Source organism: Exiguobacterium sp. E4787, from assembly GCF_018618375.1.
Classification (GTDB): Bacteria; Bacillota; Bacilli; order Exiguobacteriales; family Exiguobacteriaceae; genus Exiguobacterium; species Exiguobacterium chiriqhucha.
The window spans coordinates 62,776-79,198 of record NZ_JACSLY010000008.1; the positions used below are offsets into that span (position 1 = coordinate 62,776).

Sequence of the window (16,423 nt, forward strand, 5' to 3'; positions counted from 1 at the left end):
CCGAGACACACATCGACCTGTGATCCGGAGAAATAACGTCATATAATCCGGTTTACATAATAAGTTATGGTGAACCAATTGATTTGTTTTAAAAATTTGAAAGAGTTACAGTTGTATGATAAAAGAAAATAAAGCTTGAAACGGTGATTCAGGTAAAGGTACACTGAGAACGTAAACAAAAGGGGGATTTCAGGATGGACGATCAACGTTTGAAACAATGGCTCACCGAGGCGAAGACGATTGCTGTCGTCGGCGTGTCAGCGAACCCGAACAAGACCGCGAACCAAATCGCAGACTATTTGATCTTGCAAGGTTACACAGTCATCCCTGTCAATCCAACGCTCGAGACGTGGAACGGACGCAAAGTCTATCCGACGGTCGAGAGCATCCCGGGGCGCGTCGATATCGTCGACGTCTTCCGACGCAATGAGTATTTGGCCGGCGTGGCCGAAGATGCCGTCCGACATGGGGATGTCGGTCTCGTCTTCAACCAGCTCGGGCTCACCAGCCCGGACGCCGAGCGGATCGCTCGCGATGCCGGACTCGACTACATCGAAAATCGATGCATCTATGTCGAGCACGCCCGCCTTCTCGGTTAAGACCTACCTCCTTGGTAGGTCTCCTTTTTTTCACGAGCCCCGCTCGCGGAGGGAGGCTTGCCAGAATCTAAAAACAGCTATACAATAGGATAGAAAAACGAACGTGTGTTCGAAATTGAGGTGACGAAGATGTCAACAGACTTATTTAATTACAATGAAGACGCCATCCAGGTGCTCGAAGGACTGACTGCTGTTCGGAAACGTCCGGGGATGTATATCGGTTCGACCGACCATCGCGGCTTGCACCATCTCGTCTATGAGATCGTCGATAACGCGATCGATGAGGCGCTCGCCGGATTCGGTGGCCAAATCGACGTGACCATCCATAAAGATGACGCGATCACGGTACGCGACCACGGGCGTGGTATGCCGACCGGGATGCACGCCTCCGGCAAACCGACGCCAGAGGTCATCTTCACGGTCCTCCACGCCGGCGGTAAGTTCGGCCAAGGTGGCTACAAGACGTCAGGTGGACTCCACGGGGTCGGCGCCTCGGTCGTGAACGCACTCTCGAGCAAGGTCCTCGTCACGATTTATCGCGACGGCAAAGTGTTCGAGCAGACGTTTGCCGACGGCGGGATTCCGCAGACGACGCTCCTCGAGACCGGAAAGACGCGTCAGACGGGGACGAGCGTCTACTTCAAACCGGACGCCTCGATCTTCTCGACGACGACATATAACTACGACACGCTCGCTGAACGGCTCCGTGAATCGGCATTCCTGTTAAAAGGATTGACGATCACGTTGACGGACGAGCGTTCGGATAAAGAAGAGACGTTCCATTACGAGGAAGGGATTGCCGAGTTCGTCCAATATTTGAACGACGACAAGGCGACGCTCCATCCGATCGTCTACTTCGAAGGGACGGAGAACGATATCGAGCTAGAGCTCGCCTTCCAGTTCACGGACGCCTATTCTGAGAACGTCCTCTCGTTCGTCAACAACGTCCGGACTCGTGACGGCGGCACACACGAGGTCGGCGCCAAGACGGCGATGACCCGCATCGTGAATGAATACGCCCGTAAGAACGGATTGTTGAAAGAAAAAGACAAGAACCTCGACGGCGGTGACGTCCGCGAAGGCTTGACGCTCATCGTCTCGGTACGGATCCCGGAAGAATTCCTCCAGTTCGAGGGGCAGACGAAATCGAAACTCGGTTCGCCCGAGGCACGTACGAGCGCTGATGGTGTCATGGCCAAACAACTGACGATTTTCCTCGAGGAGAACCCGCAGATGGCGACGATGCTCATCAAGAAGGCGATCCGCGCCGCCCAGGCCCGTGAAGCCGCCCGGAAAGCCCGGGAAGAGGCGCGCAACGGCAAGAAGAAGAAACGTTCGAGCATCTTGAACGGAAAACTGACGCCGGCGACGTCGAAGAACGCCGCCAAGAACGAACTGTTCCTCGTCGAGGGTGACTCGGCCGGCGGTTCGGCTAAACAGGGTCGTGACCGGACATTCCAGGCCATCCTGCCGCTGCGCGGGAAGGTCATCAACTCGGAGAAGTCGAAACTCCAGGACATCATGAAGAATGAGGAAATCAATACGATCATCCACGCGATCGGTGCCGGGGTCGGCCATGACTTCGACCTTGAGGACTGCAATTTCGACAAAATCATCATCATGACTGATGCCGATACGGACGGGGCCCACATCCAAGTGCTCCTGTTGACGTTCTTCTTCCGTTATATGCGCCCGCTCGTCGAGGCCGGCAAAGTGTTCGTCGCCTTGCCGCCGCTCTATCGCATCTCGAAAGGGAAAGGCAAGTCGGAACAGTTCGAGTACGCCTGGGACGAAGAGGCGCTCGAGAAGCTCGTCAAAGTGTATAAGAAGGGCTATATCCTCCAGCGCTACAAAGGTCTCGGTGAGATGAACGCCGACCAGCTGTGGGAGACGACGATGAACCCGGACACACGGACGCTCATCCGTGTCACGGTCGACGACGCTGCCGTCGCCGACAAGCGTGTCTCGGTGCTCATGGGAGACAATGTCGCCCATCGCCGTGAATGGATCGAGGAGAACGTCGCCTTCGGCCTCCAGGAAGATGATTCAATCATCGCCAATGAACACGTGACTAAAGCGATTGAGGAAGTGATGTAACGATGTCGACGATTCAACATATTTTAAACTTGTCGCTCGAACAGGTCGTCGGTGACCGCTTCGGGCGTTACTCGAAATATATCATCCAGGACCGGGCCCTCCCGGACGCGCGCGACGGGCTCAAACCCGTTCAACGCCGCATCCTGTATGCGATGCACCATGAAGGCAACACGAACGAGAAACCGTACCGCAAATCGGCCAAGACGGTCGGGAACGTCATCGGTAACTATCACCCGCACGGTGATAGTTCCGTCTATGAGGCGATGGTACGCCTATCGCAGGACTGGAAGTTGCGTTACCCGCTCATCGACATGCACGGGAACAACGGCTCGATGGACGGCGACTCGGCCGCCGCGATGCGGTATACCGAGGCCCGTCTGTCGAAGATTGCCGGCGTCATGCTGACGTCGATCTCTAAGAACACGGTCGACTATACGCCGAACTTTGACGATTCGACCGAAGAGCCGCTCGTTTTGCCGTCACTCCTCCCGAACCTGCTCATGAACGGGACGACGGGGATCTCTGCCGGTTATGCGACCGAGATTCCGCCGCATAACTTGACCGAGGTGCTCAACCTCGCCATCGCCCGCTTGAAAGGTGAGGTCGAGACGACGAATGACGCATTCCGTTATATGCAAGGACCTGACTTCCCGTCTGGCGGGATCGTCATGGGCAAAGACGGCATCTTGAAGGCGTTCGAGACCGGCAAAGGCAAGGTCATCATCCGTGCCAAATCGGTCATCGAGCCACTTAAGGGCGGCCGTGAACAGATCACCATCACCGAACTCCCGTATGAGGTGAACAAGGCGAACCTCGTCAAGAAGATGGAAGAGCTCCGTCTCGACCGCAAAGTTGAAGGTGTCGCCGAAGTCCGTGACGAGACCGACCGGACCGGCGTCCGCGTCGTCATCGAGTTGAAGAAGGAAGCCGATGCGGAAGGTGTGCTCCATTTCTTCTTGAAGCATACCGATCTGCAGCTCGCCTACAACTACAACATGGTCGCCATCGTCAACCGGACACCGAAACAGATGGGACTCTTGTCGATCATCGACGCGTACTTGAAGCACGTCGAAGAGGTCGTCACCCGTCGCACGACGTTCGAGCTCGACCAGGCGAAGAAACGCGCCGAAATCGTCGACGCGCTCGAACAGGCCATCTCGGTCCTAGACGAGACGCTCGAACTCATCCGTTCGGCCAAAGACAAGTCCGAGGCGAAACAGAAGCTCATGGAGCGGTTCTCGTTCACGGACCGTCAAGCCGAAGCGGTCGTCATGCTCCAACTGTATCGGTTGACGAACACGGATATCGTCGAGCTCCAAAAAGAGGCGAAGGCGCTCCAAAAAGAGATTGCTCGCCTCGCCAACATCTTGAACGTCGACGCGACGAAACGGAAGCTCATCTCGAAAGAGTTGACCGCACTCCGTGACGAGTTCGGCGACGCACGGCGCTCGGTCATCGAGTCCGAGGTCGAAGAGTTGAAACTGAAGACAGAGGTCATGATCGCCGTCGAAGAGACGATGGTGTTCGTCAGCCGCGACGGTTACGTCAAACGTTCATCGATGCGCTCATATGGCGCCTCGAGCGACGAGATGCCGGAGATGAAGCAGAAAGACCGTCCCGTCCTCGTCACCCAGGCGATGACGACGGACCACTTGCTCGTCTGGACGAACAAAGGCAGTTACTTGCTCATCCCGGTCCATCAGATTCCAGAGTCGAAATGGAAAGACGCCGGTCAGCATGTCGCCAACCTTGTGCCGATCGAAGGCGAACAAGTCGTCTCGGCCGATGTCGTCTCGACGTTCGAGACCGACGCGCATTGCCTGTTCGTCACGCGTGAAGGCATGGTCAAACGGACGCCGCTCCGTGACTATGACGCCCAACGCAAGTCGAAAGCGCTCATGGCGCTCAAGTTAAAAGGTGACGACGAGGTCGTCTTCGCGGGCATCAGTGACGGTCCAGGACAACTGTTCCTCGTCTCTGAGCGCGGCTATGGCCTCTGGTTCAAAGAAGACGACGTTCCGGTCGTCGGCCAACGTGCCGCCGGCGTCAAAGCGATGAACTTGAAAGATGGCGATGTGGTCGCCGATGCCTTTGCCTTCTTCACACCGCCGCTGTTCGTCCTCGTGACGCAACGTGGAGCGGTCAAGAAGATGAAGCTCGAGGATCAGTTCGACTGCACGAACCGCAACTTGCGCGGGACGATGCTCATCCGCGAAGTCAAATCGAAACCGCACCAGATTCGTCGTGTGCTCCCGGTGCATGACGATGAAACGCTCCACATCATCGGGAAAGAGAAAGCGAAGACGGTCAAGACGAAGCAATTGACGCTCTTGGACCGCTACGCCAACGGCTCATTCGTATTTGATGAAGAGACGTTCGGTGAGATTGAGGACGTGTACCTCGATTGAGATCGAACAAAACCCTGTACCAGAGACGATTGTCTTTGCTACAGGGTTTTTCTTATGGATTCAAAGCTCCGCCTTTATCAGATAGCGCTCCAAATCGGCCTGTTGGCGCAAATGATGACGGCTATGCATCTCGATGAGGTCGTACCATTCCTGTGCGTTCAGCCAGCCAAAGCCGCCATGCCGTGCTTTGACGTCACGGTTCGCTGAGCGGACGAGCGGTTCAAGTCGCTTCAAACGCGCAGACAATTCGTCGAGTCGTCGCTCGAGCGTCTCCCGCTTGTCCGTGTTGTTCGGTGGTTGGTTCATCTCATCAGGTAAACGAATTTTAATCGGAGGGAACCCACCGGCCTGAAACAATCGTTCACCGAATTCGGTCTTTCCGAGCGGTTGCTCTTCGTGTGAGGCGAGACACCGTTCAATCTCGTCTGCATATTCCTCGGCCACCACGATGATATGGTCGTACATCTGCCCGATTGACCAGACGTCTGCTGCTGCCTGATAGCGCAACTGCCGTTCGGTATAGCCGTCCAAGTCTTCTTTGAACTGGGATAACACTGCAATCGACATATCGTTCCTCCTTTGCCACCGTTCTCATTTCAGTATATCACGGGGAGGGTAGGTACTTTCTTATGGGAGCGGGTATTCCTAAAAGGAACAAGTACATCGTTTGGCGAATGGGGTAAGAGGAAAAATCATGGGGGGATCACTATGTCTCAATGGCTCGACTGGGCCAAACGGCTCCAGGCTCTGGCACAGGCCGGCTTGACGTTTGCGAAAGACGAGTTCGATCGAGAACGTTACGTCGAACTTCAACGAATCGCGACCGAGATGTTCGAACGACAGTCAGACCTCGCCTTGGAGGAGGTCACGAAACTGACGCACGTCGATGGATACCCGACACCGAAACTCGACGTACGCGGTGTCGTCTTCCGGGACGATGCGCTCTTGCTCGTCAAAGAGCGGTCGGACGGGCTTTGGACGTTACCAGGTGGTTTTTGTGAGGTCGGGTTGTCCCCAGCCCAAAATATCATTAAGGAGATTGAGGAAGAGGCCGGGTTTGATGTCGTACCAGTACGGCTACTCGCGTTGTTCGACATGCATCATCACGACCATCCACCGCTGTCGCAGCATTATTATAAACTGTTCATCGAATGCGAGCTGATTGGTGGAGAGGCGCAGGTGAGCCATGAGACGAGCGAGGTCGCGTTCTTCACGCGGGACAACTTACCACCTTTATCGACCGCACGGAACACGCAGGAACAGCTTTATATGTGTTTTGAAGCTAGATGGCAAGAAGATTGGATCACGTTGTTTGATTAAGGGAGGGGATACTATGAAAGTCACACGGATTGATCACGTCCATCAACTGACATTCTATGCGCCTGTATTACCGATTAACGTCCAGTTGATTGAACGGGAGCTCGGACTCATCTTGATTGACACCGCCCTCGAGCGCAATGCGGAAGCGATTTTAGCTTATATCGAGGCACAGGAGCGTCCGCTGCTCGCCATATTGCTGACGCACGCCCATGGCGATCACGTCGGTGGTGTTGACGCCATCTTGAAAGCGCATCCGCACGCCGAGCTTTACGTCTCGAGGCGCGATGCTCGTCTCCTCGAAGGGGACAAGACGACCGACCCGGATGAGCGGTCACTCAAACTAAAAGGATCGCTCCCAACAATCCACTCCTTGCCGGATAAATTGCTCGACCCAGGTGAGCGCTTGTTCGGTCTGAGGGTCTATCCGGCAGCGGGTCATACGCCAGGCTCCATCGCCTATTTCGATGAAAAGGAGCGGAACTTGTTTGCTGGTGACGCGTTCCAGACACGTGGGGGAGTCGCCGTGGCAGGGGATGTACGCCCGTTGTTCCCGCTCCCGGGCGTCGCGACATGGGACAAACGGGCAGCAGTCGAGCATGCGGAGAAGTTGATCGACCTGGCACCGCGCCACACGTTCGTCGGACACGGACAGCCTGTCGCTGGGACACACCGGCTCTATTTGGCGCTGAAGCGTGCCAAACGCAAGCAAGCACGTCTATTTTCACGATAAACCGGAGGTGCTGATAGATGGAGTTACGCGAGATTCAGACGACAGATTATCAACTGGCCGAGCAGATGCTCGAGATTCAACGGAACGCTTATGCGGTCGAGGCCGAGCTAATCGGATTCGATGAGATTCCAGCGCGTTATGAGACGGTCGAAGTGATTCAAAATCTGCCTGGGACGAGCTATGGCTTATATAACGATGAGCGGTTGATCGGATTCATTACGGTCGAAGCAGCCGAGACCACGGTCGAGGTCACGAAATTATGTATCGATCCGACGTATTTCAGGGCGAGGCTCGCGACGACGTTGCTCGCACATGTGCTCAGCTTGCATGAAGACAAGCTTGTCTATGTGCATACGGGAAAACATAACGGTCCGGCCAAGAAGCTGTACACGAAGCTCGGATTTGAACCGAGCGCCGAGTTCGAACCGGAACCAGGTGTCACTTTGATTCGTTTTACACGATCTTGAATCCCTTTTCTCAAATTTCAAATTCCGTCTCACTACTTTAAGTATACTAAAGGATTGAGACGGAGTTTTATTTTTACTGATAATATATGTTATGTTAACTAAAAGGAAAATAAAGAAAATTGATGTCAGATATGACATCTCTCCTCTCGAAAAAAATCAGAAAATCTTGTACCAATACAACGTCATGTCGATGTTCGGATTGCCGGTCTGTTTGAGCGTATCGACACCGCCGAGCGCGAACCCTTCTTTCACATAAAATCGACACGCGATCACGTTATCGTTCTGCGCTTCGAGCGACAATCCCAGCAACGATTGCTTTTTTGCCCACGTCTGCGCAGCTTCTATCAGCAAATGCCCAAGCCCGCTGTTGCGATAGCTGCCACGGACCGCGATGTTCTCGATATAAGCAAAACGGTTCCAGTCTTTCACCACACGGATTTGTCCAATACATGTCGTCTCGTCGAATGCCAAGAATACTTGTTTGTCCTCACTGTTGATGTATTCATGCCAGTCTAGTGAATCGTCTGGGAAGCTCGTCTCATGGGCTTTCTCATATAACTGTTCCTCATACATCCAAACCCCGTCACAAAAGCTCGGGATGATTTTCCCGATGACTGGAAACGCATTATTGGCTTCGTTTACGACGCTGATGGAATACTCATCTAACGCTTTGATCGAGATGTTCGGTGCTTCTTCCATTGCATCTTTCTCCCTTCATATGTAATGACCGCTCCATCCCAAAACCAAATGGTCTCACTAGACTAGCCGTAAAATGGCGGTCATGAAATCAAAGTCGGTGGGTCTGTCGACAACACTTCAATTACATCATTTGATGTCAGAAACACGTAATGCTGAATATTATAAACCGCTTCGTAAATGTTTGTTGATTCTTCAGCTAGCCATTTTAAATAGCTGGAATCGGTCACTTGAAAGAGTGTCCAATTGCTAAAAAAATCAATGTCATAATGTTTGTATAAATGTTCTAGCGTTCTAATAAGCGTTCCTTCGTCTGTATGTCGATACGACAGCACTAGTCCGTCAAACAAGAATGTATACGTGTTCTCATGCGTATCCATAAACACAAGTCTTAATCCGTCTTTATCATCAATTAGAGCCTGCAGATATAGTTTGGCCGGTATCTCTGGATTGACTGTCCATCTCTCCCATTTTTCCATGTGTGCCCTCCTCTCCTCATTTTAATATGTTACGAATATGCCTTTACTATCTATCATACATGAATTATTAAAGTTCACATGCGTCGGAGTCGGCTGATCAACACGATGATATTTTTACTTAAACCGTATTGTTCAAACCGACATCTATTGATCTGTTTCATCATAATTACTAAACTGTGTCATTCGATTGAATCCTTCATTCATTAACATGTTAGCGCTTTATGGATTTATGTTTCAAAAATAACTTTAACGCTGTTCATCCGCTCTTAGGAGTTGCCTGTAAGCGTATGTCATGCTATTTTTAGACAGATGATAACTTAAGGAGGAACTTGAATGAAACGTATGACAAAAGGTTTGGCAGCATCCCTATTATTGGCTGTCCCGCTCGCGGCGTGTGGTGATTCTAGCACCGATCAGGCCGAAACTTCGCGCTGGGACGAAATCAAAGAAGACGGTACGCTCACGGTCGGTACGGCCGGTACGCTCTATCCGGCCTCGTTCCGTGAAGAAGATAGCGATACGTTGACGGGGTTTGACGTCGAGCTCATGAAAGAGGTCGGGAAACGTCTCGACCTCGAGGTCCAATTCAAAGAGATGGCGTTCGACAACATGTTGACGAGCGTTCAAAACGGACAAGTCGACGTCGCCGCAAACGATATCTCGGTCACAGACGACCGGAAAGAGAAGTTTGCCTTCTCGACGCCATACAAGTACACGTACGGGACGGCCATCGTTCGCAAGAGCGATCTATCAGGTATCGAGTCACTTGAGGACTTGAAAGGCAAAAAGGCCGCTGGAGAAGCGACGACCGTCTTCATGGACGTAGCACGTCAATACGGGGCGGAGGAAGTCATCTATGACAACGCCACGAACGACCAGTACCTCCGTGACGTCTCGACAGGACGGACCGACGTCATCTTGAACGACTACTATCTCCAGACGCTCGCCCTCGCCTTCTTCCCGGAGTTCGACATCACGATTCACCCGGATATCGCCTATAACCCACAGGAAGTTGCGTTCTTGATGGATAAGGAAAACGCAGAGCTTCAAGAGAACATCGACCGCGTCCTTACCGAGATGCTTGAAGACGGCACGGTGAAAGAGTTGTCGGAAACGTTCTATAACGGTGCCGATGTCTCGGTCGAACCAGACGTCGACGCGACCATCGTCGAATTGGACTAAGCACTTATGTTCGAAGGTGTGAAATGGGAAGCGATTTTTGACGTCGACCTGGCTGTGCGCTCGTTCCCTTATCTGCTAGGCGGTTTGCCGAACACGCTTTGGATCTCATTTGTCAGCATGTTCTTCGGCTTGTTGCTCGGTCTCGTGCTCGCCCTTGGGAAACTGTCACCGTCCCGGTTGCTTCGGTTCCCGTCGACGTTCTATATCTCGTTCATGCGGGGTGTACCGATTTTGATTATCCTGTTCATCTTATACTCAGGGTTTCCATTCATCGGCATCGAGTTCGCAGCGCTGACGGCGGCAATCATCGGGTTTAGTCTGAACTCGGCGGCCTATATCGCGGAAATCGTCCGGGCTGCGATCCGTGCCGTTGATCCGGGACAGGTCGAGGCGGCCCGCTCGCTCGGGATGAACAAGTGGCTGACGCTGAAAGGGGTCATCTTGCCGCAGGCGACTCGGATTGCCCTCCCCCCGCTTTCGAACGTGTTCCTCGATTTGATTAAAGCGAGTTCGCTCGCCGCCATGATCACCGTTCCGGAAATTTTCAACAAGGCGAAAATCGTCGGGGGCCGGGAATTCGATTATATGACCGTCTACTTGGTCGTCGCCTTGATTTATTGGGGCATCTGTACATTCATGTCGTTCTTCCAGGACTGGTTGGAGCGGCATTTTGAACGCTATTTGGATACACCGAAACGATGACTGACTTGCCTCATACAGGCAGGTCAGTTTTTTTGTCGGGCAGTTATTGCGGAAGTGCCATGATATAGTCAACCTATTCCATATTGAGATTCAAAGGAGAGACATCGCCTATGTTCTCAAAGTTATTATTCGGATCATCCGTCCTCATCACACTTACGTATATTTTGTTCGATGGGCCGGCCTGGGTCAGTGCCTTGAATCCATTCACGAGTATGATCGTCTTGTATTACTTGATTTTCGAGTTCCCGAGCCGTAAGAAAACGAAAACGTCTTCTTCGGATTGAACATGGTAACCTACATATTTGGCAGCACCGTTCTTTAGCGTTCCATCTCAGTCCGCGAGTGTGCTATGATTTTTATAAATATTCAGAAAATAGACGGGGGACTTACATTATGGTGCAACAATGGACGACACATTTAAACGATTTAGTGATTGGGCAGTCGAAGGCGATTAAGCTGTCGACGATCGCCCTTCTCTCCGGGGGCCACGTTCTGCTCGAGGACCGGCCTGGGACCGGCAAGACGACTCTCGCGCGAAGCTTGGCGACGTCGGTCTCGGCCGCGTTCCAACGCGTGCAATGTACACCGGACACGCTACCGAGTGACATCTTAGGGATGGAGCTGTTCAATCCGACGACGGGCACGTTCGAGCGCCGGACTGGACCGATTTTCACGTCAATCTTACTCGTCGATGAGATTAACCGGACGACACCACGGACGCAGTCGGCCCTGTTGGAGGCGATGCAGGAGCGACAAGTGACGCTCGGTGAGGTGTCGCTTCGTCTACCGGACCCGTTCTTCGTCATCGCGACGCAAAACCCGTTCGATGGGCAAGGGACGTTCCCGTTGCCACAGGCTCAACTCGACCGCTTCTTGTTCAAACTGTCGCTCGCCCCGTTGTCTCGGGAGTCGGAACGCCGGTTGCTTCGGAACGAGCATTTGAGTGCGGCTCCTTTCACGTTGCAACAGACCGAACTTGCCGAGATGCAGCAAGCCGTCCGTGACGTCTTGTTCCACGAGGCGATGGAGGATTATCTCCTTGATTTCGTAGAGGCGCTTCGTCATCACCGGGATATTGAGGTCGGACCAAGTCCACGAGCGACGCTCGCCTACACGATGGCGGCTCGGGCGCATGCCTATATGGATGGACGGGATTACGTATCACCGGAAGACATCCGCGCGCTCGCTTTGCCGATTCTCGGGCACCGCATCGTCTTGACGGTCGAGGCGTCGCTCAAGACGAAGCCGTCTAAATTGATTAAGTCTGTTTTGGAGACCATCCCGGTCCCGTCAGAGGTGTGATATGCAACTCGTCAGCCCTCGCTACCTCGAGTCCGGGTATATGTGGCTCTTGTTCGTCGTCGGGGTGTTCACCGCCCTATACGGCAACGTCTTCTTCGCGAGTGTGATTATCGGCTTTAGCCTGTATGCGCTCATCATGCCGGAGCTGTTGTTCCGGCTCGCTGAATACGTACATGTCGAAGTGACCGACGAGCTGAAGCTGTTCCCGAACGATGAAGAGACGTATACAATCAAATTGGTTTCAACTGCTCCTGTCCCGCTCGGTGTCGTCCGTCTGTCAGGATATCTCCATCCGACCGTCGAGTCGGAGGAACACGCCTTCTGGCGCCAAGAGAACTATGTCGGACGCGAGGCGGCCGTCGCCTATACGCTCCCGCTCAAAGCAATTCGACGCGGACCGATCCGCATGGAGGCGATCGGTATGGAGATTCGTGACCCGCTCCGTATGTTCTCACTCTATAAGGAAGACCCGCTCGACCGCATCGGTTATGTCTTCCCTGAATTCCTGCCTTATCCGATTCCGAAGCGCCCGCCTACGTTACCAGGGGAAGAGATGGTCCGACATAGCGCTTACCGTGACCCGGAGACGTTCCAGTCGGTGGCGCCATATCACGGCCAGCCGATGCGGCAACTTTATTGGTCGGCCTATGCGAAGACCGGCGAACTGCTCGCCCGTACCGAGCAACCCGTCCAAGCGAACGAATATGTCGTCGTGCTCGACTTGCTGACGAAAGACGGACGCGCCCTTACCCATCAGATGGAGCGGTTGATCTCGCAGGCGGCAGCGCTATGTCGCGACTTCGAAAAAGAGAACGCAAGCTACGGGCTGATTGTTCCGACATTGACGAAGGAAGGGATCACTTATGATCTCGCCCCGGGGAGCGGTGAGACGCACTTCCGCAAGGTCATGACGACGCTCGCCTGTCTATCGGAGCGTGATTTCCCGCTCGCCCGGTCGCTGTTCGAACGGAAAGTCGCCAAATACGGCGGCAGCCAATCGATTTTACGGCTCGGAGGTGACGGCCGATGAGACTACTTTGGTGGGTATTCGCCGCTTTCTATGTCGGTCATGCGTTTCCGCTCGTCTTTCTCTTGACGCTCCGCTTGCCGCGCAACTGGCAACTCGGTGTCCAGACGGCACTCAGCATCGCCGCCCTTTGGTTTTCTTATGAGATGAGCGTGACGTTGCTCTTGTTCACGTACGTCCATGCCTTTATCCGGACGCTCGACTGGACGGACCGTTACGCGATCGCCAGCGTGCTCTTCTTGATCGTCGATTGGTTGTTCCCGCCGGCGTCGCAGCCGCTCGCAATGATCGTCTTCCCGTTCTTGTTCTTGTTTTGGCAGCGGAGCCTATATTACCGCCGTGACTATAAACGGATGCTGTCGACGCTCGTCGTCGCCCTCGCCGTCGGTCTCGGACTGGCTGTGATCATCCGGACAATCAAAGAGTTATTGTTCGGTAACCTCGTCGCCTGGATTCGTCCCATCTTCGTGTGGATCGGGGGTTGGTTCGATGGGTTCAACTTGGATCCGACCGACCGCGTCAACCGGATTCTCGTGCCGGACAATCCGAACATCGATGCTGAGACGATTTCGAATGAGACGTTGCTCGAATCGGCGACGAATCAATCGCTGTTCTTGATTTTGGCTTTTCTCGTCCTTTTGGTCGGGTTGGTCGCCTTGTTCATCTATTTGCAACGCCGTAAAGAGATTCAAGAGGATGTGACGGTACCGAAGCAGCGTCATCAGGCAACGGATGCCGGGCGTCGCGTCACACGGGACCCACGGCACGTCCGCTTGCTCGATGCCGGGCGCCGGCTCGAACAGGCCCATCCTCGCCATCGTGAAGAGACGGTCATGGAATGGTTCGAACGCATCGGATTCAGCGAAGGAAGTCGCTTCGCCGTCTGGCTCGAGGCCGCCGAGTACGGGGAGAAAGAAGCCCCGGTACCCATCGTAGAGGCGTTCGAACGACATGTCACCCAGACGCTCAAAAAATAAGAGACCAGTCAGTTCGCCGGGCACTCCCGGACGGTCTGACTGGTCTTTTTTAAAGAATTGGGCTGAGCAAGCGTGACACGCTCTCTTTGAAACGGATCCATTTCGTTCGTGTCTCATAACGCTCAATCGTTAACCTGTCGGCACATGCGAGGTCTCGATTGAATGCATCGATGACAGACTGGGCAACGACTTCGTCATAGACGAGCGCTGAGATCTCGAAATTGAGACGGAAACTGCGCGCGTCGATGTTCGTCGTGCCGATCGAGGCGACCTCGCCATCGATGACGAGCGTCTTCGCATGGAGGAACCCACCTTCATACGTATATACTTCGGCACCGTAGCGGACGAGCTCGGCCGCATTCGTATACGTCGCCCAATAGACAAACATGTGATCCGGCTTGTTCGGAATCATCAGGCGGATTTTCGTCCCAGACATGAGCGCGTTACGGCAGGCGTCAAGGAAGCTAGCGTCAGGGATGAAATACGGGGTCTGGATGTAAATCGTCTCTTTCGCCTCGGTGATCATCTTGACGAGCATATTTTTCAAGTGCTCGGTCGACGAGTTCGGGCCAGATGTGACAATTTGTACCGGTGACCGGGACGTCTCGAGTAGAGAAGTCGGCCAAAGGAAGTCCTCTTTCTCGGCCCGGTGTTTCGTCGGTACGGCACGGTTCCAATCGAGGAGGAAACGCTCGAGCAATTCACGAACCGCCTCCCCTCTCATCCGCAGATGCACATCGCGCCAATAGCCGAACTGACGGTTCGTCCCGAGGTATTCATTCCCGACGTTGAAACCGCCGATATAGCCGACTTCCCCATCGATGATACATAGCTTTCGGTGATTCCGGTTGTTGACGCGGAAGTTGATACCGAGGCGTGACGGGAAGAACGACTTCACCTCGCCGCCGTGCGCGAGGAGCTGTTTGAAATGGGAACGTCGCAATCCCCGTGAGCCGACGGCGTCATAGAGCAGACGTACTTTGACGCCTTCCTTGGCACGGCGCGTGAGTGCCTCGATGAGCGCTTGGCCGAGCGAGTCATTTTGAATGATATAGTACTGGATGTTGATTTCCTGCGTCGCTATCTCGATGTCATGGAATAACGTCTCGAACTTCTGCTCGCCATCATGGATGACCTGAATCGCATTATGATACGTCACGAGCGCATTTGTGGAGGATAAGTTCAAGCGGGCGAGCCTTCGATATTTTGACAAGAGCGGGTCATGAGCGAACAGCCCTTTATGCGCATCAAGCTCGGTCAATTGGTCGTCGACGTGTTTGGCGTACTCGTGACGACGCTCCTCGTCGACCTGATAAAAGTTGTTCGATTTGATTAACCGTCCGAAGAAGATGTAGATGAAGAAACCGAGCAGTGGGATAAAAAACAGCACGAGCAACCAAGCCCACGTCGAACCGATGTCACGCCGCTCGAAAAAGATGATGGTGACGGCGAACGTGACGTTCAAGACAATCAGCACGATACCGAGAATACTGATGATGATTTCAGTTGGGACCATCTCGACGCCTCCTTTATCCTCTAGTTTACCCGATGATGGGCAAAACAAAATGCTCGTTTACAGATACCGCGTCTACAACACAAAAAACACCGCGCTTGCGGTGTTTTTGGGGTAAATCGATTAGTTTAAGATTGTGATTTGGACTGATTTACGACCGAAGTTGAGCGCTTGCTCTTGTGTCGGCATCAATAGGTCAATCTTGTTACCTTTGATGGCGCCACCAGTATCTCCAGCGATTGCTTCGCCGTAGCCTTCGACATAAACTTTAGAGCCGAGTGGGATGACTGAAGGGTCAACCGCGATGACTTTTTGGTTCGGGTTCGAACGAACGTCGATTCCTGTTGCCGTGATTCCTGAGCATCCTGCACAGTATGGCGTGTAAGCCGTTGCTTCCACAGTCATCGTCTTACCTGAAGCCGGAGCTTGGGTTTGCGTTGTAGACGTAGACTGTTTCGTCACTGGTGCAGATGTTGATGCTTTTGGTTTAGCGGCTGGTGCACTGTTTGCAACCGATGCTGCGTTGGCACCTTTTACAGAGAATTGTTGACCAGGGAAAATGAGATCTGATTTAAGACCGTTCCATGTCATCAATTGGTTGACAGATACGCCGTTGTTTGTCGCGATGCGATACAACGTGTCGCCTGCTTTAACTGTATACGTTTTTGAAGCACTTGAAGCTTTAGCTTCTGACTTCGCGAGCTTCAATACTTGATTCGGATAAATCATATTAGAGTTTAAGCCGTTCGCTTGTTTGATGTCATTTACTGATACATTGTTGTTCACGGCGATACGGTAAAGTGTATCTCCAGACTGAACTGTGTGTGTTGATGCTGCCGAAGCTGGAGCAGCGACTCCTAAACTAAGGCCAGCGAGTGCCGTTAGTGTCAATAGTGGTTTTTTCATAAGAATATTCCTCCCTTT

At 53.2% G+C, this 16,423-nt stretch carries 17 protein-coding genes; 12 read left to right on the plus strand and 5 right to left on the minus strand.

Features of this window, described 5'->3' with window-relative positions; translation table 11 throughout:
• Positions 1 to 194 precede the first annotated feature (194 nt).
• The 3 genes from KNP80_RS10200 to parC all read left to right on the plus strand — a co-directional run bounded on the left by KNP80_RS10200 (position 195) and on the right by parC (position 5,104).
• A complete protein-coding gene (locus tag KNP80_RS10200) occupies positions 195 to 599 on the plus strand; it encodes a CoA-binding protein (protein ID WP_021067467.1) in 405 nt (134 codons plus the stop codon).
• A gap of 129 nt (positions 600 to 728) precedes the next feature.
• Positions 729 to 2,696, plus strand: a complete 1,968-nt coding sequence (parE, locus tag KNP80_RS10205; protein WP_031200243.1) for a DNA topoisomerase IV subunit B — start codon at positions 729 to 731, stop codon at positions 2,694 to 2,696.
• 2 nt (positions 2,697 to 2,698) lie between these two features.
• Positions 2,699 to 5,104: a DNA topoisomerase IV subunit A gene (parC, locus tag KNP80_RS10210; protein WP_214711372.1), complete on the plus strand. Its 2,406-nt coding sequence runs from the start codon at positions 2,699 to 2,701 to the stop codon at positions 5,102 to 5,104.
• Between the two features lie 60 nt (positions 5,105 to 5,164).
• On the opposite strand, the gene KNP80_RS10215 is transcribed toward parC, so the two are convergent.
• Positions 5,165 to 5,671, minus strand: coding sequence for a DinB family protein (locus KNP80_RS10215; protein WP_214834659.1), 507 nt, complete (start codon positions 5,669 to 5,671; stop codon positions 5,165 to 5,167).
• A gap of 141 nt (positions 5,672 to 5,812) precedes the next feature.
• Here KNP80_RS10215 and KNP80_RS10220 point away from each other — a divergent pair, with 141 nt between their 5' ends.
• From KNP80_RS10220 to KNP80_RS10230, 3 genes are read left to right on the plus strand one after another with little or no spacing between them, the layout of a single operon-like run.
• Positions 5,813 to 6,424 carry an NUDIX hydrolase gene (locus KNP80_RS10220; protein ID WP_214834661.1) on the plus strand — a complete coding sequence of 204 codons (612 nt, stop codon included), beginning with the start codon at positions 5,813 to 5,815 and terminating at the stop codon, positions 6,422 to 6,424.
• A 13-nt stretch (positions 6,425 to 6,437) separates the two neighbouring features.
• Positions 6,438 to 7,154, plus strand: coding sequence for an MBL fold metallo-hydrolase (locus tag KNP80_RS10225; RefSeq protein ID WP_214834663.1), 717 nt, complete (start codon positions 6,438 to 6,440; stop codon positions 7,152 to 7,154).
• Between the two features lie 17 nt (positions 7,155 to 7,171).
• Complete coding sequence (locus KNP80_RS10230; protein ID WP_214834665.1) at positions 7,172 to 7,621, plus strand: GNAT family N-acetyltransferase; 450 nt, start codon at positions 7,172 to 7,174, stop codon at positions 7,619 to 7,621.
• Positions 7,622 to 7,777: 156 nt separating this feature from the next.
• Here the strand turns inward: KNP80_RS10230 and KNP80_RS10235 are convergent, their stop codons facing one another.
• Entirely contained in the window at positions 7,778 to 8,320 is a 543-nt protein-coding gene (locus KNP80_RS10235; protein WP_214832640.1) for a GNAT family N-acetyltransferase, read from the minus strand.
• 80 nt (positions 8,321 to 8,400) lie between these two features.
• The gene (locus tag KNP80_RS10240) at positions 8,401 to 8,796 is read right to left on the minus strand and encodes a hypothetical protein (RefSeq protein WP_214832642.1); all 396 of its coding nucleotides are present in this window, start codon (positions 8,794 to 8,796) and stop codon (positions 8,401 to 8,403) included.
• A 333-nt stretch (positions 8,797 to 9,129) separates the two neighbouring features.
• Between KNP80_RS10240 and KNP80_RS10245 the strand changes: the two genes are divergently transcribed.
• The 6 genes from KNP80_RS10245 to KNP80_RS10270 all read left to right on the plus strand — a co-directional run bounded on the left by KNP80_RS10245 (position 9,130) and on the right by KNP80_RS10270 (position 13,986).
• Positions 9,130 to 9,978, plus strand: a complete 849-nt coding sequence (locus KNP80_RS10245; protein WP_131472673.1) for a transporter substrate-binding domain-containing protein — start codon at positions 9,130 to 9,132, stop codon at positions 9,976 to 9,978.
• A gap of 6 nt (positions 9,979 to 9,984) precedes the next feature.
• A complete protein-coding gene (locus KNP80_RS10250; RefSeq protein ID WP_021067457.1) occupies positions 9,985 to 10,680 on the plus strand; it encodes an amino acid ABC transporter permease in 696 nt (231 codons plus the stop codon).
• 110 nt (positions 10,681 to 10,790) lie between these two features.
• Positions 10,791 to 10,964, plus strand: a complete 174-nt coding sequence (locus KNP80_RS10255) for a hypothetical protein (protein WP_214719584.1) — start codon at positions 10,791 to 10,793, stop codon at positions 10,962 to 10,964.
• A gap of 109 nt (positions 10,965 to 11,073) precedes the next feature.
• Positions 11,074 to 11,982: an AAA family ATPase gene (locus tag KNP80_RS10260; RefSeq protein WP_214834668.1), complete on the plus strand. Its 909-nt coding sequence runs from the start codon at positions 11,074 to 11,076 to the stop codon at positions 11,980 to 11,982.
• Between the two features lies 1 nt (position 11,983).
• The gene (locus KNP80_RS10265) at positions 11,984 to 13,012 is read left to right on the plus strand and encodes a DUF58 domain-containing protein (protein ID WP_214719586.1); all 1,029 of its coding nucleotides are present in this window, start codon (positions 11,984 to 11,986) and stop codon (positions 13,010 to 13,012) included.
• Positions 13,009 to 13,986, plus strand: coding sequence for a hypothetical protein (locus tag KNP80_RS10270; RefSeq protein WP_214834670.1), 978 nt, complete (start codon positions 13,009 to 13,011; stop codon positions 13,984 to 13,986). Before KNP80_RS10265 ends, KNP80_RS10270 begins: the two co-directional genes overlap by 4 nt.
• Positions 13,987 to 14,035: 49 nt before the next feature.
• On the opposite strand, the gene cls is transcribed toward KNP80_RS10270, so the two are convergent.
• The gene (gene cls / locus KNP80_RS10275; protein ID WP_214834672.1) at positions 14,036 to 15,502 is read right to left on the minus strand and encodes a cardiolipin synthase; all 1,467 of its coding nucleotides are present in this window, start codon (positions 15,500 to 15,502) and stop codon (positions 14,036 to 14,038) included.
• Between the two features lie 120 nt (positions 15,503 to 15,622).
• Positions 15,623 to 16,405 carry a LysM peptidoglycan-binding and 3D domain-containing protein gene (locus KNP80_RS10280; RefSeq protein WP_214719589.1) on the minus strand — a complete coding sequence of 261 codons (783 nt, stop codon included), beginning with the start codon at positions 16,403 to 16,405 and terminating at the stop codon, positions 15,623 to 15,625.
• Between the last annotated feature and the right edge of the window lie 18 nt (positions 16,406 to 16,423).

Bases quoted from the DNA above. Each gene is read 5' to 3' on its own strand.
- KNP80_RS10240 (WP_214832642.1), bottom strand. From the start codon at position 8,796: ATGGAAAAATGGGAGAGATGGACAGTCAATCCAGAGATACCGGCCAAA.
- KNP80_RS10215 (WP_214834659.1), bottom strand. From the start codon at position 5,671: ATGTCGATTGCAGTGTTATCCCAGTTCAAAGAAGACTTGGACGGCTAT.
- KNP80_RS10280 (WP_214719589.1), bottom strand. From the start codon at position 16,405: ATGAAAAAACCACTATTGACACTAACGGCACTCGCTGGCCTTAGTTTA.
- KNP80_RS10260 (WP_214834668.1), top strand. From the start codon at position 11,074: ATGGTGCAACAATGGACGACACATTTAAACGATTTAGTGATTGGGCAG.
- KNP80_RS10200 (WP_021067467.1), top strand. From the start codon at position 195: ATGGACGATCAACGTTTGAAACAATGGCTCACCGAGGCGAAGACGATT.
- KNP80_RS10270 (WP_214834670.1), top strand. From the start codon at position 13,009: ATGAGACTACTTTGGTGGGTATTCGCCGCTTTCTATGTCGGTCATGCG.
- KNP80_RS10230 (WP_214834665.1), top strand. From the start codon at position 7,172: ATGGAGTTACGCGAGATTCAGACGACAGATTATCAACTGGCCGAGCAG.
- KNP80_RS10245 (WP_131472673.1), top strand. From the start codon at position 9,130: ATGAAACGTATGACAAAAGGTTTGGCAGCATCCCTATTATTGGCTGTC.
- KNP80_RS10220 (WP_214834661.1), top strand. From the start codon at position 5,813: ATGTCTCAATGGCTCGACTGGGCCAAACGGCTCCAGGCTCTGGCACAG.
- KNP80_RS10250 (WP_021067457.1), top strand. From the start codon at position 9,985: ATGTTCGAAGGTGTGAAATGGGAAGCGATTTTTGACGTCGACCTGGCT.
- cls (WP_214834672.1), bottom strand. From the start codon at position 15,502: ATGGTCCCAACTGAAATCATCATCAGTATTCTCGGTATCGTGCTGATT.
- KNP80_RS10255 (WP_214719584.1), top strand. From the start codon at position 10,791: ATGTTCTCAAAGTTATTATTCGGATCATCCGTCCTCATCACACTTACG.
- KNP80_RS10265 (WP_214719586.1), top strand. From the start codon at position 11,984: ATGCAACTCGTCAGCCCTCGCTACCTCGAGTCCGGGTATATGTGGCTC.
- parC (WP_214711372.1), top strand. From the start codon at position 2,699: ATGTCGACGATTCAACATATTTTAAACTTGTCGCTCGAACAGGTCGTC.
- KNP80_RS10225 (WP_214834663.1), top strand. From the start codon at position 6,438: ATGAAAGTCACACGGATTGATCACGTCCATCAACTGACATTCTATGCG.
- parE (WP_031200243.1), top strand. From the start codon at position 729: ATGTCAACAGACTTATTTAATTACAATGAAGACGCCATCCAGGTGCTC.
- KNP80_RS10235 (WP_214832640.1), bottom strand. From the start codon at position 8,320: ATGGAAGAAGCACCGAACATCTCGATCAAAGCGTTAGATGAGTATTCC.